Raw genomic sequence first — 17,439 nt, 5'->3', positions numbered from 1 at the left:
TCCCGACATGCAGGTACAACTACCTTGAAAAATACCGCCTGGGTGGTGCCACTATTGCCTTGTTTATGCCTCGCTATTCAAAGGAACGTAAGTCTGCCGTATTACAGAAGCTTCTGCCTCCAGATAACCGCTCTGTAACTGGTATGGCAAGAGAGCCATTGAGGAAGACTGCATATGGTCACCACCGGGAGTAAACCGTTCTTCAGTTCTTAGGATTTGAAGCTGGCGGAAATACGCGATTTCAGGCCAAAGCTGATAATTTTCAATGTGACAGAAGGCCAAAAAAGTTGCCAAACCCATTGTACTCCGGGACCTAAAAAAACGACATGGAAGAAGCTGCACCATTGTGCATGCAATTTTCTGATTTTAAGAGTCCAGTGTGGTACTCTCTTTTTTCAGTTTTAACAGGGGTAACAAAAGAGTTAAACAAAACACCTATTGACCAATCGGCTTTATAGTCAATACTTGAAGCCGTTTTAATGGGAATATCTTTGGTGTTTAAGCTATACCCAAATGTTAACAAGTCCTTCTCATAGGCTGCATCGAAACAATAATGCCATAGGAAAGGATTGACCGGATAAGAAGTTTTTCCACTCTTCAGGTCATTCCAGGCACTATCGCAAAACGCCTTACCCTTCTCATCGAGATTTTTAATGGAAAAATCCTTGCTAATACCCAACTCTAATGCCGTATAGTCAAATCCTGCAGTAGCAAGAAAACTGCGTGTATTTTTGGGAGGGCGATGTTCAATATAGTGATTGATTTCTTGTACTTTTGTAATCAAGGGCTCAATTTTCCGGGTGCAGGTATTATAATCACCGGTTCCGTTTCTGCCGTCTGGTAAAGGGAAGCCTTTAGGAAAACATGACGCCCGGTTCAAATATTGGCTTATTGCCTGATCAAGCCCTAAGCCCAAAAAACTTTCTGCATTAAGCTTGTATGTCTTGCTGCTTATCTTAACGGTGAAATCCTCATTCTTATCCACCTCATAAGCAATCTGTGTAGAAGCACCGCCCAAGTCAAGAACACCTACCGTGTCTCCCTGTAATTTTATGCGCGAGTTGTCGTAATTCAACGCCAGCCAGGCATAAAGCCCCTCTTTTTTGCCTGTTATTGTCTCCACTTCAATGGTGGATGAAGGAAAGTTATCTTTTAACCATTGTTCAACTTCATCATTCAGGACTGCTCTTTTCTCAGGTCTGATTTGCCGCATTCCGGCGGTTGAATAAAAATATATATTATTTATGTTTTCATCGATCACTGAAGCAAATAGCCCCTGAAGATATCCATCCAGACTATCTACCTTTTCCTCCTGAACGCCTCCTTTTTTTTTGCTGGACGTTTTTTTCCTAATAACAGGAATTCCGTTGGCTGGGTCCAGGGAATATTCATAGATATGGAGCCTTGAACCGGTACTGCCCGCATCGACCACTGCAGTTTTCTTTATCGGTTCAGAACCATAACCTGCGATTGCTACTGAGCACGAAATTGCAAAAATACTGGCTAACTTACCTGATAGCATAATAGTCACACCCTATTTTTTTGGGGTTGAAAGCACTCACCATTAAAATTGATTAACAAAGCGGCGGCTTCAGCAATGACGGAATAATATTAGTTCAGTGATAGTAGCAAAACTTTGGGAGCATGAAGGTTCTGTATTTTAATTTCTCCCCCTCAGTAACAATACATGGTCGATAGTTAATAAGATTTTAATTTAATGACCCGTTATGACAAAAGCGTCCGTTTCAGACGAAATCTTGAACGTTGGAAGCTCAGCGGGCAAAGCTAACGATACTCAGAATCAAATGTCAGAATGTTTCTGCCTCCGCAATAGCCAACCGGAATACCTATACGCTGGCCATGGACAACAGTGACAGGGCTTATAAATACTCAGAGCGAATATGTTGTGATCCGGCCATGATCAGTCATTCAGTTCCAATGGTTTAGCTGCGAATTACCATGGTTTGGCTGCGGCTCACCTCGCTATGCCCAACTCGCTCAAACAGGCTTATAGCCCGTCTGAACTTCATTCCAAAGCTCTCTCCAGTCTCATTCTCTGGAAATCTTTTTCGCTTCAATATTTTGCGCTTCAATATTTTGTACTTGAACATCTCGCTCATAAATTTTGATGGAGGTATAGGAGTGTTTGCAAAGACAGCCAGCTATGAATCCCAGAATGCAACCATCACCAGGGTGCCCCAAAAGGCAACCAACAGTGAGGCCAAAGGCTGCCCCGGCACATTCCGGGTTTTTGATGTCAAGTTGGTAAATTTGTCTTACCATTTGTTCTGGAGTCGATTTGATCTCGATAGGTGCCATAGTTACCTCCATATTCGACAAGTTTTATTAATACAACAATAAAGTTAGAGGATACTCTCTCTTAAATGTTCCAAAAAAAAACTAACACGGAGGATAGTATTGCTAACAGTATCTGAAAGAGTGCCATACACTGTAAAAGTGGTCTAATAGTTTCCGGCGCCTTTACATACGGTTGAAGGTACTTTGTCTTTAGTCAAGGATCTTAGACTTACTCTCAGGGCTCCATGCCATAGAACTTTACTTCTGGCATCAAAAAAGCACCTTGAATATCGTCGCAAGGGAGGTAAGAAAAACGGCGTATTGTCTGATTTTTTATTGGAGCACAGGCAAGCGTTGAAAAAGGACGATTGATCACAAGGGATAAGGGGCGCTTCTCAACCTACTTCCCAACGTTGGATATTGTGTGCCCCTGAATTAATACAAAAAGCCCTTCTGCTTCAGATCAACGTCTGTTGAATCCTGCCTCTGTACTTCAATCCCAACAACGCTCTGATCAAAGCAATAGGCGAGAACTCTGCATTCTCCGGGAACAGTACGATGCCATCATGAGGGTATCTCTTCTGGAACGCTTTTAAATCCAGATAGTCTGACCCTATATCCAGACAGCCTCCCAACAAACGGCCGGAAAACTCTACTTTACGACTGAGCCATGAGCGTTTAGGCTTTTTTCCATTCTACTTTCCCGCTACCCACTGTCGCAACAAGGCAAAACATGATCTCGCTGCACGATCCTTTTCTTCAGCAACAAAGCCTGCTGATGGCCAGTAATTACTTTACACTGACGGGTCAGCTGCTTTGCGGACTGCCCCTGAATGACCCCAAACTGGCTAAAAAATTGTATGAACACCCGTCAGTGCTACTATCTCACGGCACAGAAAGTGATCCGATCTTCTGTTACGGGAACCTGAGTGCCCAGTCTCTTTTTGAAATGGACTGGAACACTCTGACTCAGCTGCCTTCCAGACATTCTGCAGAGCAGCCCAACAGGGAAGAGCGGGGCAGATTGCTAAGAGAAGTCACTAAACGCGGCTACATCAAAAACTATTCAGGTATCCGTATTGCCAGTACCGGAAGACGGTTCATGATTGAGCAGGCGCTGGTCTGGAACCTCTACGATGAGAGAGGCAGGTACCAGGGGCAGGCTGCTACGTTCAGCAACTGGACTTTTGTTTGAAGGCAGCCCCACTAATATTCAAAGACGATGGTTACAGACAGCTATCCAGCTGAGCTATCCTGAAAAATAGACACTCTAAGGATAATTTTTATGAAAGGACTCTTCTTCAGCGGCCTCTGCTTGTTGTCCTTGCCCGCCTTTTCAGAAAACGACTTGCCTCTGCCATCACCACCCGCTTCTGCACAAGCCCATCACTATCAAAAGCAGAGCATCGATCAGGTGATTGAGAACGGAGATGATGAGGAACTGGTGAAACTTTCCGGACAAATCATCAAGAAACTGAAATGTTCGATTTACCTGTTTCGGGATAAAACCGGAGAAATCCAGATTCATATCAGGAATGATGATATACCCAAAAAGGGTCTGCTCTTTGGCTCCCCCACCATTATCAAAGGAGAGGTCATGAAAGACCCCAACGAACCCATTGTGGTGGAAGCCGACAAGATCCTTTATGTTTTCTAAAGATTGTTCAGTACCCGTGACTACCTGATCTTAGACCCGTTTCGAGTTTGGTTACCCCATCCTGGGAAATCGGAGTTCTGCTGCAAACCTCTGGCACATAATCTGTACATTCATGTGGATCAATATTTATTTTTCAGGCATTTTTTTGGGGTAAATTTAGTTTTTTATGGCAGTATTTAGTTTTTACCCTCAATCAAAAGGCTCGATTTATGCCAACCCCCATTGGCTATGAATGGTTGAAAGAACATTATCAGCTGAGAGTTATACCTCACTCAGTTCGCTCCTACACCGGAGGCTTACTGGGGACCAAAGCCAATCAAGTAAAGCGGCATGAGATTCTTGAACAGAATTTTCCCGACTCCGCCAGACCAGAAGAGACTCTGACAGGTCATCTTCTGTTTGCTCTGAAGTATGAAGGTGCTAACCCAGCCTATCTCCGGCAAGTTTTTCTGCAAACAGGCGCAAAAGATCAAATTCAGTCCACCATCCAGAAGCGCCCCAGTAGCCGCTGGGGTCGTCGTCTGTGGTTCTGGTATGAGTACCTTACGGAAACCCTGTTGCCATTACCTGACTGCAAAGCCGTTAAATATGAATCGGTTCTTGATGAAGAGCGCTACTTTACCGCTCACCCCATTAATGTTCGACGATACTGTCTGCGCAACAATTTACCGGGACACAGAAGATTCCTGCCATTGGTGCAAAAAACGGATGCCCTGCGTGAAGAGTCCAACGCCAGACTGGAGCATTGTATAAACAGCGCACTGACAGATTACGATGAAGAAGTATTTACCAGAGCCTCGCGCTTCCTGACCACCTACGAAACCAGAACCTCTTCAGAAATTGAATCAGAAAACATCACACCCGACAAATACATTCGTTTTGGCCGGGCACTGGAAATGGCAGGTCAGACACCACTGACCAAAGAGCGGTTGATTGAAATCCAGAACATCATCAAGGATGGCCACCAGCAGGAACCTGACTACCGGGTTGAGCAAAACTATATAGGCGGCCCCGGTCCCCAGGGCGTGGCTTTGCCTCCACCCCGCCCTGAAAATATTGAAGACCTGATGGATGACTGGTTTGCCATGTCAGGACGCTTGGCCGAGTCGGACATTCCAGCCAGTGTTCGGGCAGGAATTCTCTCAGCCAGTTTTGTTTATCTACACCCGTTTATGGATGGCAACGGCCGGATCAGCCGTTACCTGATCCAGGATGTACTGGCAAAATCCGGTATTTTGCAACCGGGCATTATTCTGCCGGTATCCGGCGGGATTCTGAACCGTCAACAGGACTATTATCAAACACTGGATCTGCTATCCAAAGCCATATGCGCCCAGACAGACTATTACATTGATGAAGCCGGACACATCACCATAGAAGGAGAAACAGATCACCTGTTTAGGTATCTGGATTTGACTCGCTATTGTCAATGGCTTTGCGAAGTTATTGGCGATGTAGCTGAACATCTGCTGCCCAAAGAGATTGACACTCTGGTATTGGCCGACCGCCTCTACCGGGCTCTGGACGACTTTCTTGATCTGTCAGCTAAAGAGCTCCGCCTGATGGTCAAGATTATTCTCGACAATAAAGGCAAGTTGAGTAAAAGGAAGCAAAAACAGTTCGAGTTTCTGACCGAGCACGACTTCAAACAGATCAACCGAATGGCTTCAGAAGTGCTTAAAGACAGCATCAGGAAGAAGCCTGATGAGTTGACTCAGTAACTCATAAAATAGTTGTCGCAGATCAGATGAAGAGCTTTGTCCTTAGGAGCCTATCAATCAGTTTCAGAAATTTTAGCCACTCCGCATGTGTATGTCTTTGCTCACTAGCCAATAATTTTCGAACGACGGGCGACGCGTAGACTGCCAGTATTTGCAGAAGCCAGCTTTCTGAGACGCCTTTCTTCAGAAGACTTAAGCTCTATTTTCGGAGCAACTTTCATGAAAAGGCAGCTATACGGTTCTGTTGCGACCAGAACAGCTGGAGTTAGGTTTATGCACCATAATTTTCAACGCACTAAACTAGCTATGCCTTCCCTATCTTCATTCATCAGATTTCTAAGCTGCCTGTGCGGCAGTGAACTCAGCAGGCAGTTTAAACCATACCCGTTTATATTTATAAGCTGCCCGTGGGCAGAGAACGAGCCTCAAAAACTGACGTTAGTGCCCAGACAAGCCTTCACAGATACGAAGCAGTTCTGGAAATGCATAAATAGCAGGGCGACGGCCAGATCCTTCCCTTAGCGTTACTATGGGGCCGTCCGGCACATGCAGCTGACGCAGAAGACCATGCAGGGTAGGCTTACTGATACCGGACCGTTTGACGAAGTCGCTCACTTGAAAAATGGGTCTGTCAAAAAGTGTATCCACCAGTTGCATCGTGAACTTTGAGCCTGTCGTTTGTTGAACCCTGACTTTAGTCTTTTCATATAACGACATGATCGCTTTTACTTTCTGAACATTATCTCTGGCCTGAACAAGTATGGCTTTCAGAAAAAATTCGATCCAGCCTGTCCAGTCGCCTTCCCGGGAAATCTTCTTTAGCCGCTCGTAATATTCATCCCGGTGTGCTTCCAGATAACCTGAGAGATAAAACATAGGGCTGGAGAGTCTCTGCTTACTGTACAAAAACAGCGGTATAATCAAACGACCAATACGGCCATTACCATCCTTGAATGGATGAATCAGCTCAAATTGGGCATGAACGATGGCGGTCTGAGCCAGTACATCAAAATCACTCTCGCCCAGATAATGATGCCAGGCTTCCAGATGATCCATTAGCTGTATAGGGTCCGGGGGAACAAAGGTTGCGGTCTCAAGCGTACAGCCCGCTCGCCCAATCCAGTTCTGATCCTTTCGAAAAGCACCCGGTGTTTTTCCTTGACCTCTAACACTGTCAAGAAGTAGCTGATGTAACTGCAACAAGAGACTCAAAGAGATCGTTCGCCCTTCAGCCAGGTACTCCTGGGCCAGCATAAGCGCTTTTCGGTAGTTCAGTATTTCCTGAATATCTGTATTTTTTCTCTCGTCAAATTGAGCACCTGCTTCATGCTCAAGCACCTCTTCAACCGTAGCCTGGGTCCCTTCAATTCTGGATGATAACACCGCTTCCTGATTCATCAGGGGCGACAGCATGACCGCGGGATTAATGATTCCCTGTAGTAGACCACTGTATTCAGCCAGGGCTGCATTAGCTTCACCGACCAATGTGATCAGACGGCTAAACTCAAGATCTTGAAGGGGAAGCGTATCAGGGATATATGGGGTCATGCCAAAACCTTGTGTATTAAAGGACATAATATTTAATACATAAATACTTTTGTGTCTGTCGTATCCAACACAAATTTTTCGTATTAAGAATTGTAATATTTAATACACAATAACGATAGCGTATTGAGCTTGATACACAAAGCAACTTGTGTATTAGATTAATTTATATTTAATACAATACAGAGGCTTTCAGACGGGGTTTCCATTGTATTATCCAAGCTGCCCAATCGCTCATTCCTCCTGATAATACCGCTCTGAATGACGTTCCTAGGAGCCTGACCGAGAATAGACTGCCCTACTGCGGCGCTATTCTCGGTCAGGCTCCTAGAGGCTAATCAATACACGCTGATTCCAGATCTGCGACCAGTTCTGTGTACGGTCACCCACTACCAGAAAATCAGAATTCAGCAGACTTTCCTTGAAGTTGTAGGAAAACCGCTTGCCGTGAGGATCCAGCAGTAAAGCTCCGGCACCTTCCAGTACGGCCTGTGCCGCTCCGGTATCCCACTCAGATGTGGGCCCCAGCCTTGGGTAGATATCCGCCAGCCCTTCCGCAACATGACAACTCTTGAGGGCACTGCCAACAGGCCTTACCTCCAGATCAGGGTAGAGCGCCTTAAGCTTTTCAACAAATACCCTCGCTCTTTCGGTCCCATAGCTTCGACTGCCCAGTACCACTGTTTCCCTTTCTGGCTGAAATATTCTTGGCGTAATACTGTCAACGGGCTGATCTTCAATTTGTTTGAAAGCACCCAGACCGCTGCCCCCCCAATAGGTTGTATGCTCATCAGGAACATGAACCACACCCAATATCGGGTAGCTTCGACCATCTTCTGATTTTTCCATCAGCGCGATATTCACGGTGAACTGGCCATTGCCATTGATAAACTCCTGAGTGCCATCCAGAGGGTCCACCAGCCAATAACGTTCCCACTGGCAGCGTTCAGTAAAAGGGGTATGTTCTGACTCTTCTGATAAAATAGGGTACTGGACATCCAGAGCCTTCAGGCCCTGCTCAATGACTTCGTTGGCTTTAAGATCTGCCACAGTAACGGGCGTTTTGTCAGACTTGTGCTGAATGCTCAGGTCTTGCTGATGATAAAGGGTCAGGATGGCCTCTCCAGCCTGTCGGGCAATGTGCTTCAGGGGCTCAATCAGCTTCTCGTCAAACATTGGGGGTCTCCAGCCATCCGGCCTGAATTTTCTCTTTGACCAAAAACAGGGTAGCCAGAGCCCTTGCTTCGGAAAAGTCCGGCCTGTCGTTCAATTCCAGTAAGCGGTCAAAGGACCACTCGACCACTTCCAGAGGCTCTGGCTCATCGCCTTCCAGCCTTTCTTCATAAAGATCCCAGGCCACCATTGAGTGTATTCTGCTTTTCATATAGTTGGGTGACTGGGTGAATGCACTGAGGTACTTCCAATGACGAGCACCGTAACCCACTTCTTCCTTTAACTCACGGTTACCCCCTTCTTCCAGACTTTCTTCAGGCTCAACCAGCCCCTTTGGCAGAGTCAGCTGATAGTCTTCGGTACCACCGGCATACTCGCGGATCATCAGAAAACGATTATTATCCAGCAGCGGCACTACCATCACTGCTTGATGCCCCGTTCCAAAAGAACCTAATCGTTCATAGGTTCTTTCAACACCGTTGGAAAATATGAGATCCAGCTCTTCTATTCTGAACAGACGAGTGCGTGCAATTTCACGACACGCTTTGATAACCGGTTTTTCTGACATGATTCCCTACCCCTTGTTCTGCAGTTATTATAAGCACCGAATTCGTTGCTTACATACGTCGATGTACATTTAATTGACTCAGCCTTGCGCCAATAATTCAGAAAGATTGCCGTTCAGGGTTCGGATGAGTCATCATGGCAACAGAATAAAGTCGAGGTCATTATGATTAACTGGAATGCCATAGATACCGTTCTCCTCGATATGGATGGTACCCTGCTGGATCTCCACTTCGATAACTACTTCTGGATGGAGTACGTGCCTCAGAAGTATGCCGAGAAACACAATATTACTCTGGAGCAGTCGAAAGAAGAGCTGCATCCAAGGGTAGCTCAAACGTACGGCAAGTTGGAGTGGTACTGTCTCGATTACTGGGCCAAAGAGCTGGACCTCAATATCGTCGCCCTAAAAAACGAGATGGCTCATTTGATCAGGTTCAGACCCGATGCCGACCATTTTCTGCAAAATATTCGCGATCGGGGCAAGAAAGTGATCATGATCACCAATGCTCATAGGGACAGCTTGTCACTGAAACTGGAAAGACTCTCCATGGCACACTATTTTGACAGACTGATCAGTTCCCATGATTACGGTTACCCTAAGGAAACCCAGGCATTCTGGCACAATCTTGAAGCCGACATTGGCACGGATAAGGAGCGGGCTCTGTTTATTGATGACAGTATTCCGGTTCTGGACTCTGCCAAAACCTACGGCATCGCCCATTTATTGGCTATTCGATATCCGGACAGCAAACAGGGCGCCAAGGATACGGGTCAATATCAGGCTGTTGAAGATTTTCGTGAGCTTATTCATATTTGATGAGCCTTGAAAACTGGCCCTGAAAAACAGTTCAATGACTTTTGAGAGTAATAAATGGCCAAGCAAAGTAGTACTCACGATAAACAGCAAGACAAAGTGCGTCTGGACAAGTGGCTCTGGGCCGCCCGCTTTTACAAAACCCGTAATATCGCCAAAGAAGCCATTGAAGGTGGCAAGGTACATCTGAATGGCCAGCGCTGCAAACCCGGCAAAGAGCCCAAAGTAGGCGACGAGCTGAAACTGCGTACAGGCTGGGATGAAAGGGTGGTAATTGTTCGGGAACTCTCTGACAAACGCCAGAAAGCGGAGCTGGCACAACAACTTTACGAAGAGACTGCAGCCAGCATACAGTCTCGTGAGGTGGCAGCGGAACAACGCAAGGCCATGCGCGGTGCTGTAGCTCCGAGGCCGGATCGTCGTCCGGATAAAAAACAGAGAAGGGACATTCTCAGGCAAAAATCCAGTCTGGCAGATTAATGCCCGTTCATTTTTCCATGGGAAAAATGACCGGAAAACAGTCACAACAGATAAACAATACCTTTCTCTACTTTGGAAGGGAGCACTGTCAGTCTGTCACCGAGGCATGGGCCAGCTAAACACTCTCCAGACTCAATAAGAAACAGAGCCCCATGAGTAGAGCACTGGATCAGACGTTGTTCGCTGTCCAGAAAGCGGTCTTCCTGCCACTCCAAGTTAATACCCAAGTGTGGGCAACTGTTTTCGTAGACAAAGACTTCTTCATCTCGACGGACTGCGAAAATGGAGCCTTTTTCGGTTTCAAAACCTTTACTTCCGGGGTTTTCAAGATCATCAACAGCACAGAGTTCCAACAAGTTTCCAGTTCCTGAGTTTGATAGCTGCTTTGAAAATACATTCGTTAAATCCAACTTTTAATCGGTTGTTAAGTATCCCGAAAATATCACAGCAAGGCTCCTGGTCAGCGGTTACGCCGTGGTGTGTTTGTCAGTGTGCCAGAGCTGGTCACTTTTTCTTTAACCACATTTGCTTTAGTATTTTTTCCAAGAAACCAGAACAAAAAGCCAGGCAAAACCATTACCAATCCAGTGAGACTGTGTATAGGATGCATGTATACGTGGTAAATGACACAGAAAGTGACAGAGGCAATAAAAATCGCTGGGGCATAGGGCCAGAACAGAACGTTAATATTCTCATCCTTCAGTTTCAACCTAACCAGGCCAATTACGGTCATTACACAACAAATGCCTAGTAGATAGCCAATACTGGTAAGCATAAACTCAAAAGAGCCATACCAGAGAATCAACAGGACAACTATTCCCTGAAATATTATGGCATTGTGGTAGTTACCACTTTTAGTTTGAAGAAATTCCGGCAGATAACCATCATCAGCCATCTTGGCATAGACACGAGGACCCATCATGATTAACGCGGAAAGTGAACTGAGCAAAGCAAGGTTAACAATGATCGCAGCAATCACCACTGCCCAGGGGCTGGAAGAGTGTTCAGCAATCAACAGCAGATAATCTACTTGCCCCAGAATATCGTAAACATGCTCTTGTCCGAGAATGGCATAATTTAATACCAGATAAATGAGTAAAACCAGACAGGACCCCGTCATCGTCACTTTCATCAAGTTTTGTTGAGATGCTTTTATCTCGCTGGCAACGTAAATTACAGAGTTCCAGCCTGAATAGGCAAAGAAAGCCCAGATGAAACATGTTGAGAGACCGTCGATATTCCAATCGGCAGGGGACGACAAGGAGCTGACGTTTAGTTGCTTCATGGCTATCTGGTCGGAAATTAGATAAATGAAAGCACCAATCAGCACCAACTTGAACGATATTATCAGATTTTGAATCATGAGCCCCTGATATCTACCAAAGCAATGCATGATAGCAAAAAGAACAACAAAGACAGTACCAATTGCTCTGGAGTCAGCCAACCCTGAAAAAATGAACCAGTGCCGTGTATACTCCCCAAGTGCAAAAGCACACACGGCGATTGGAGCGGAGAACCCTACCAGCAGCGACACCCATCCTGCCAGACAACCCAGCATTGGATGAAATATTCTGGAGATAAAAAGGTACTCACCTCCGGATTCCGGCATCTGCCTTGCCAAGGCTCCATAACAGACCGCACCGCAAAGCATAACCACGCCGGCAATTAACCAGATAAACAATACCAGAACAGGGTGACCCACCCGACTTAACATCAGACCTGATACGGCAAACGTACCAGCTCCAATGACATTACCGATAATCAGCAGCACTGCACTGGTAAAACCCACTTTGTGATGACCGTCAGTCACATGTCACCGTAACTCACGGTTGTCCTGGTATCTCAGGGGCTTTCTGACCAACGGAAACAAGCCTTGCATGGTCATACCAATGGGCATCCGGGCTCATCCAGGCAGCCTGAATTAAAGGAAATAATGTGTCATGCTCCGGTATTACCTTTAAGTACGGTTCGAGCTGGCTGAAAGTAAGGTACATCAAACGCCCATGAGCATTATCACCACCCTGAACACGTTTATAGGATATCTCTGCATCTACATTAACCAGACCAGCCTTTGACATCATATCTGCAAGCAGATATCCCTGATCAAAGTCAATATGTTTTGACATTCTGTGATATGCATCCACCACATAATCAGGAAGCTTCGCATCAATTTTGCCAAACTCGCGGAACCTGTTTACATTTCCACCATCAACGTAGTCTTCAATGACCAAATAACCACCCGGCTTCAATGATCGGGCCAGTTTGGCGATGAGCGCATAATTGTCGTTCTTGGTCAGATGCATGACCACGAGTCGGATAAAAACCAGGTCGAACCTGTCGACGCCGGGATCGTAAGCAGTGATATCTTCGTGAATAACTTCAATCTGAGGGGCAATTGCTGCCACTTCAGCAAGAAAGTGATCATCAATATCCAGTGCGATGACTTTTCCGTTCTCCCCTGCAGATTCCGCAAGAAATCGACTCATTGAACCAAGACCAGGACCTACCTCCAGGAAATGACCGCCCTCCTTTAGGTAAGGTTTCAAACTGGCCTGTGACTGAGAATCAAGAACCTGCTGCAAGGCTTCCAGTCGACGCCTGCCCATATCCCACTTATTGGAAAGTGAGTAATCCCCTTCTGGTACCATCGGTTTCTCTACTGCTTCAGATTCGGCATAAGAACACACTGACAAAAAAAGCAGGAAAATCAGAGCAAACCTTGTTGGGATGTTTCCGGTTATTCTCATAGTTGACACCTGCAAACAATACCTGAGAACAAAAGAATAGATGACGGATACAGTTTATCCACTTTTATTTCCAGATCAGTTTTCTAATTCCGATACGCACCCCCACGCAGAGCATGGGAACCAGGAATAATTACCGGGCATTTTCCAGACTACCAGTGCCTTTTTTTCTTCCGGTAGACGTCAGGGTAATGCATTAACAGACTCGGGACAAAGAAGCTGATCCCGGGTTGTGCCATCGACAAACAGGTCACCATAATTAAATTTACGACGAGTTTCGTTCAATCGCTATATTCTGCCGTTTTCTACATCTTTCAAAAAATCCACGAGCGCCTGCCGGTAATTTTCCGGATCGTCCCACATGGAGCAGTGACTGCCATTATCACAAACCACCAGCCTGCTGTGGGGCAGAATGGAAGCCATCTGCTCCTGATCACAAGGCGCCATGGTGTCATAGCGTCCAGCCAGTACCAGTGTTGCAACACGGATCTCAGCCAGTTCATTCCAACGATCCCAGCCCAGCAGATTGCCGGTAACAACAAACTCATTATGACCCTGCATAGTGTTGTAAACATTGCGATTCCTGTGATCAAAAGCCCTGCTCAGAGCTTCAGGCCAGTTAGGCAACCTGCAAATGTATTTGCGATAGAGATGCTCCATCAAAAGAGACGAGTACTCTTCATTGTCCAGATCATTCGCTGCTTCAAACTGCTTCATTCGATCAACCACTTCCGGTGGCAACTGCTCCCGAAGGTGATTGATTTGGGTCATGCAGGAATGAATGCTGCCGGTGGTGCTGCCGAGTATCAGTCCTTTCAAATGCCGCTGGTACTTAAGTGCGTATTCAATGGCCCACAGGCCACCATAACCGTGACCAAATAGGTAAAAATCCTCCAGAACCAATGCCGTCCGAACCTGTTCGATCTCATCAATAAATCGTTCTAATTGCCAGAGTGACTCACCTTCAGGCTGATCTGAGCACCACGAGCCCAGTTGATCATAAAAGATAACTTCCACTCCCTGAGGAACCAGAAAGTCTTCCAGACATTCCAGGTACTCATGGGAATATCCTGGCCCACCATGCAGTGTCAGTAACTTTAGCGGCCCGGAACCCACCCGCTGAGTCCAGACCCGATAGCCGTTATCCAGTGTCACCCACTGAACACCCGGTGCGTTATGCTTCTCTTGTTTGGTCATCATGCCAGTACGCTGTTTAGATTTCGCAACGGGTTCAGTTTAGGCAGTTTCTATGGAAAAAAGCGGGAATGCACTCTCTTAACCACTACGGTTTTCAAGCCAGTCTTTGGTTAACTGATTTATCCTCAAGCGGTTTATCACCCATCATGAAAACTCATGCACTCGTCCTGCTTTCCTTGCTGGCTTGCTCTGTCCAAACCAAAGACACCCTACCTATCTGCACGATAAGCGGCTCAATCGCTCTTGCGACCAGGTGCCTGACAGGTAAAGATAACCTGAAGAGAGATGCTCATCGGCAATCTGTGGAAAACTTTCTAAAACAACTGTGGATAAGTATAAATATGGTAACCGGGAACCTTTATATACAAAGTCAATAATCGGCTGAAAGCCTTTACGTGCAGGGAGTACTTATTATGACTTTCTTAAAACTTCTGAGTAAAAGCCTGTGTATAAAAAGTGTATAAAGAATTGCCCACCGGTCACGACCCATGTTATTTCTGTTACTGAATCGGGCTTATGACAACGCACCATGAATGAACTGCTTGATGGCAGCCAGTCTTTTTCTGTGATCTGATCAACTGTCGATGGGAGAATCTCGGGAGGGCCATGCACATCCAGTTGATGATGAGGGCTAAACAGTCATTCATTGCTGTAACTGCGTACCCAACAACACATTCACTGACTGCATTCTTGAAACCAGAAGATCAGGAAAAATATTCAAATGATTATCGAGGCGTTCACATGGGCCTTCTCAAAAGCAGTAAAAGGCGCGAGACGAGCAGGGCTTGTGCAGGAAGTTGCTGCGATTGCAGGGAAGTACCAACGTAACACAAAAGCCTGGCAACCACATTTGGAGCAAACCCGTGCGACCATTACTGTCGCCATAAAGAAAGCAGATCCTGCTGAACCCATTCTGATACTGGGCTCGGGACTGGGTCTTGATCTTCCGTTGCAAGCACTCAACAGTCATCCGGCGGGCGCCCTCTTGTTCGATGCTGTGAAGCCACCACAGCTTGCAGCCAAACTAAAACAGTATCCAAATATTAAATTTGAACTGCGGGATGTAACTGGCCTTCTCGAAGAATTCTATAACAACTACAGCGACAGGAAGATAACCCCACCCGGTTTTGCACCGCTGCCGCTCACGGGTTTTAGCCTGGCAATCAGCGTGAATATGCTTTCGCAGATTCCGTTATCATTCGCCAAAAGCCCACCAGAGGATGACACGGAAATTTGCCTGATGGCGGCTATTCAGCAAGCCCACATCATGACCTTAAAGGCGATGGACTGTAACACTCTCCTGATTTCTGATCATGAACGCCATGTGGGCAAAGACGGTGACACTGAGGTTATCACTACTGTTGCGCCGCCCCTCTGGCCTTGTAATCCTGAGCATGAATGGGATTGGCATATTGCCCCAAAAGGTGAAAACAGAAATGGCCTGACCACGACCCTTAAGGTGGGTGTCTGGGAAATCCTCAAGTGATCCTCTTTGACATCAAGCCCTCTTGCCGACCCAAAAACCACTGTCGACAGGCAAATCTGTTGCTGACATAGTTTTCTGGCAGCATTCAATGAATTAGCTACTTGAAGGCAGCCAGTCTTCTTCCATGACCTGATCGAATGTCCATGGGCAAATCTCAGGAAAACTATCCTCATCAAGTTGCTGATGCTTCATCACATACCGATTCAATTCTTTGATCGCAAGCAGTTTTCCGTCTGGATAAGCTTCATCCATACTTATGTTCAACATACCCTTGAGATGAGGTCGTTTCTTCAAGAGCTTTCTAATGGCAATCCTTGTCCGGTCTATAGTTGCCATCCAGTCTCTGCAGTTATAGGGCTCGGGCAGTAGAGGATTCAAAACTCGATTCTGATAATCATATTTCAACAAGTGGATCAGGAGTGTCGTCAGACGAGATTCGAGAGTATCCAGTTCACTGCCCATATCGTCGATTTCCCCAATCAAATTATCTACGTCAAGTTGGTCAAATTGGCGATTGGTCAGATACTCTTTTTGCTGCTCAACCCAGCGATAATAATCTTTCTCGTATAGATCTTTCACGAATTGCCTCCTACGCTGCTCAAGCTTGGACAGTGTAGCCTATGACTTCTTCTCGCCAGGTATCACTACATCAAAGAGCAGCCCCTTTCTAAGGGTAATTTGGCTGAAATAGATATTAATGGCCTGCAAGGTCGTCAGTCCCAGTTTGCGGAGCACTTCTTCTTCCGCTTCTTGCTTAAAAAATTTATAACGGATTGTGCATCGGCCCCGACCAAAGTCATCCCTGCTGCTGACTCAGTTTTCTGGTAGACTCGAATGAATCAACGGCTTAAGGCAACCAGTCTTCTTCCATGATCTGATCAAATGTCCATGGGCAAATCCCAGGAAAGCTGTGTTCATCAAGTTGCTGATGAGGCTGTACGTAGTCATTCATTGCTTTAATCGCCAACACCTTGCCATCAACATAAGCTTCGTCGAAAAGGCTTTTCACCTCACTATTTAGATGGGGGCGCCTCTTTATGAGCTTATCAATCGCAAGCCTTGTTCTATTAATCGTTCCTTTCCAATCTCTGCAGTTATAAGGCTCGGGCAGTATAGGATTCAAAACTCGAACCTGATAGTCATATTTCAGCAAGTGGAGCAGAAGTGTCGTCAGACGAGATTCCAGAGTATCCAGTTCACTGCCCATATCATCGATTTCCCCAATCAGGTTATCTACATCAAGTTGGTCAAATTGACGATTGGTCAGATACTCCTTTTGCTTCTCAACCCAGCGATAATAATCTTTCTCGTAGAGATCTTTCATGAATTGCCTCCTATCCAGCTCAAGCCTGGAAAGTGTAGCCTATAACTTCTTCTCGTCAGGTATCACCACATCAAAGGGCAGTCCCTTTCTCAGGGCAATCTGGCTGAAATAGATATTAATGGCCTGCGAGGTCGTCAGCCCTAGTTTGCGGAGCACTTCTTCTGCTTCTTCCTTTAACCGTTCGTCGATACGCGCTCTGACGGTGGTTTCTTTAGCCATAATGCAATCTCTCCCATGACATATTTCTGATTGGAAGCAATCAGATCGTCCATGGTACATGAAACCCGTGACCCATGAATGCGTTCTTCTCAGTACGTTTTTCCTGATAAGTGTTAAACTGTCTAGATTCTATAGCTGCACACACATTCACTGCGGACACTCTTGCTTCGCTGCGGGCACTTGCCAGTTTTTTGTCGAAGCAACCCGATAACCT

Annotated in this window: 18 protein-coding genes; 6 read left to right on the top strand and 12 right to left on the bottom strand. The window is 46.1% G+C overall.

What is annotated here, in order from left to right:
* Positions 1-313 precede the first annotated feature (313 nt).
* Together KBW69_RS06200 and KBW69_RS06195 are read right to left on the bottom strand one after the other, a co-directional pair.
* On the bottom strand, positions 314-1,522 hold the full coding sequence (locus KBW69_RS06200) for a hypothetical protein (RefSeq protein ID WP_257274291.1): 1,209 nt from the start codon (positions 1,520-1,522) through the stop codon (positions 314-316).
* 527 nt (positions 1,523-2,049) lie between these two features.
* Positions 2,050-2,319 carry a hypothetical protein gene (locus tag KBW69_RS06195; protein WP_257274290.1) on the bottom strand — a complete coding sequence of 90 codons (270 nt, stop codon included), beginning with the start codon at positions 2,317-2,319 and terminating at the stop codon, positions 2,050-2,052.
* 712 nt (positions 2,320-3,031) lie between these two features.
* Between KBW69_RS06195 and KBW69_RS06190 the strand changes: the two genes are divergently transcribed.
* The 3 genes from KBW69_RS06190 (at position 3,032) to KBW69_RS06180 (ending at position 5,676) form a co-directional block, all read left to right on the top strand.
* Positions 3,032-3,493: an MEKHLA domain-containing protein gene (locus KBW69_RS06190; protein WP_257252763.1), complete on the top strand. Its 462-nt coding sequence runs from the start codon at positions 3,032-3,034 to the stop codon at positions 3,491-3,493.
* Between the two features lie 90 nt (positions 3,494-3,583).
* Positions 3,584-3,955 (top strand): NirD/YgiW/YdeI family stress tolerance protein, encoded by a 372-nt coding sequence (locus KBW69_RS06185; protein ID WP_257252765.1) that lies wholly within the window; start codon positions 3,584-3,586, stop codon positions 3,953-3,955.
* A gap of 209 nt (positions 3,956-4,164) precedes the next feature.
* Entirely contained in the window at positions 4,165-5,676 is a 1,512-nt protein-coding gene (locus tag KBW69_RS06180) for a Fic family protein (RefSeq protein ID WP_257252766.1), read from the top strand.
* 438 nt (positions 5,677-6,114) lie between these two features.
* On the opposite strand, the gene KBW69_RS06175 is transcribed toward KBW69_RS06180, so the two are convergent.
* The 3 genes from KBW69_RS06175 to nudE all read right to left on the bottom strand — a co-directional run bounded on the left by KBW69_RS06175 (position 6,115) and on the right by nudE (position 8,962).
* A complete protein-coding gene (locus KBW69_RS06175) occupies positions 6,115-7,224 on the bottom strand; it encodes a Fic family protein (RefSeq protein WP_257252767.1) in 1,110 nt (369 codons plus the stop codon).
* A 324-nt stretch (positions 7,225-7,548) separates the two neighbouring features.
* Positions 7,549-8,397 (bottom strand): 3'(2'),5'-bisphosphate nucleotidase CysQ, encoded by an 849-nt coding sequence (gene cysQ / locus KBW69_RS06170; RefSeq protein WP_257280311.1) that lies wholly within the window; start codon positions 8,395-8,397, stop codon positions 7,549-7,551.
* Positions 8,390-8,962 (bottom strand): ADP compounds hydrolase NudE, encoded by a 573-nt coding sequence (gene nudE / locus KBW69_RS06165; RefSeq protein WP_257280310.1) that lies wholly within the window; start codon positions 8,960-8,962, stop codon positions 8,390-8,392. The genes cysQ and nudE overlap by 8 nt, the downstream gene beginning before the upstream one ends.
* Before the next feature lie 162 nt (positions 8,963-9,124).
* On the opposite strand from nudE, the gene yrfG reads away from it, so the two are divergent.
* Both yrfG and hslR read left to right on the top strand, forming a co-directional pair.
* Positions 9,125-9,778: a GMP/IMP nucleotidase gene (gene yrfG / locus KBW69_RS06160; RefSeq protein WP_257280309.1), complete on the top strand. Its 654-nt coding sequence runs from the start codon at positions 9,125-9,127 to the stop codon at positions 9,776-9,778.
* A gap of 54 nt (positions 9,779-9,832) precedes the next feature.
* Positions 9,833-10,255 (top strand): ribosome-associated heat shock protein Hsp15, encoded by a 423-nt coding sequence (gene hslR, locus KBW69_RS06155; RefSeq protein ID WP_257254151.1) that lies wholly within the window; start codon positions 9,833-9,835, stop codon positions 10,253-10,255.
* A 41-nt stretch (positions 10,256-10,296) separates the two neighbouring features.
* Here hslR and KBW69_RS06150 read toward each other — a convergent pair whose 3' ends face one another.
* From KBW69_RS06150 to KBW69_RS06135, 4 genes are all read right to left on the bottom strand, one after another.
* Entirely contained in the window at positions 10,297-10,611 is a 315-nt protein-coding gene (locus tag KBW69_RS06150; protein WP_257254150.1) for a Rieske (2Fe-2S) protein, read from the bottom strand.
* Positions 10,612-10,715: 104 nt separating this feature from the next.
* Positions 10,716-12,065 (bottom strand): amino acid permease, encoded by a 1,350-nt coding sequence (locus KBW69_RS06145; RefSeq protein ID WP_257280308.1) that lies wholly within the window; start codon positions 12,063-12,065, stop codon positions 10,716-10,718.
* A 13-nt stretch (positions 12,066-12,078) separates the two neighbouring features.
* Entirely contained in the window at positions 12,079-12,903 is an 825-nt protein-coding gene (locus KBW69_RS06140) for a trans-aconitate 2-methyltransferase (RefSeq protein WP_257280307.1), read from the bottom strand.
* Positions 12,904-13,287: 384 nt separating this feature from the next.
* A complete protein-coding gene (locus tag KBW69_RS06135; protein ID WP_257274293.1) occupies positions 13,288-14,199 on the bottom strand; it encodes a proline iminopeptidase-family hydrolase in 912 nt (303 codons plus the stop codon).
* 718 nt (positions 14,200-14,917) lie between these two features.
* Between KBW69_RS06135 and KBW69_RS06130 the strand changes: the two genes are divergently transcribed.
* Entirely contained in the window at positions 14,918-15,682 is a 765-nt protein-coding gene (locus tag KBW69_RS06130; protein WP_257280306.1) for a hypothetical protein, read from the top strand.
* A gap of 93 nt (positions 15,683-15,775) precedes the next feature.
* Here the strand turns inward: KBW69_RS06130 and KBW69_RS06125 are convergent, their stop codons facing one another.
* The 3 genes from KBW69_RS06125 to KBW69_RS06115 all read right to left on the bottom strand — a co-directional run bounded on the left by KBW69_RS06125 (position 15,776) and on the right by KBW69_RS06115 (position 17,225).
* A complete protein-coding gene (locus KBW69_RS06125; RefSeq protein ID WP_257254145.1) occupies positions 15,776-16,261 on the bottom strand; it encodes a DUF29 domain-containing protein in 486 nt (161 codons plus the stop codon).
* A gap of 268 nt (positions 16,262-16,529) precedes the next feature.
* Complete coding sequence (locus KBW69_RS06120) at positions 16,530-17,006, bottom strand: DUF29 domain-containing protein (RefSeq protein ID WP_257254144.1); 477 nt, start codon at positions 17,004-17,006, stop codon at positions 16,530-16,532.
* Positions 17,007-17,045: 39 nt separating this feature from the next.
* A complete protein-coding gene (locus tag KBW69_RS06115; RefSeq protein ID WP_257254143.1) occupies positions 17,046-17,225 on the bottom strand; it encodes a type II toxin-antitoxin system RelB/DinJ family antitoxin in 180 nt (59 codons plus the stop codon).
* Between the last annotated feature and the right edge of the window lie 214 nt (positions 17,226-17,439).

The sequence above is a fragment of the Endozoicomonas sp. ISHI1 genome (assembly GCF_024606225.1).
Taxonomy (GTDB): domain Bacteria; phylum Pseudomonadota; class Gammaproteobacteria; order Pseudomonadales; family Endozoicomonadaceae; genus Endozoicomonas_A.
The sequence above is the reverse complement of the archived record's forward strand: the minus strand, read 5'-3'. Positions and strand labels throughout refer to the sequence as shown.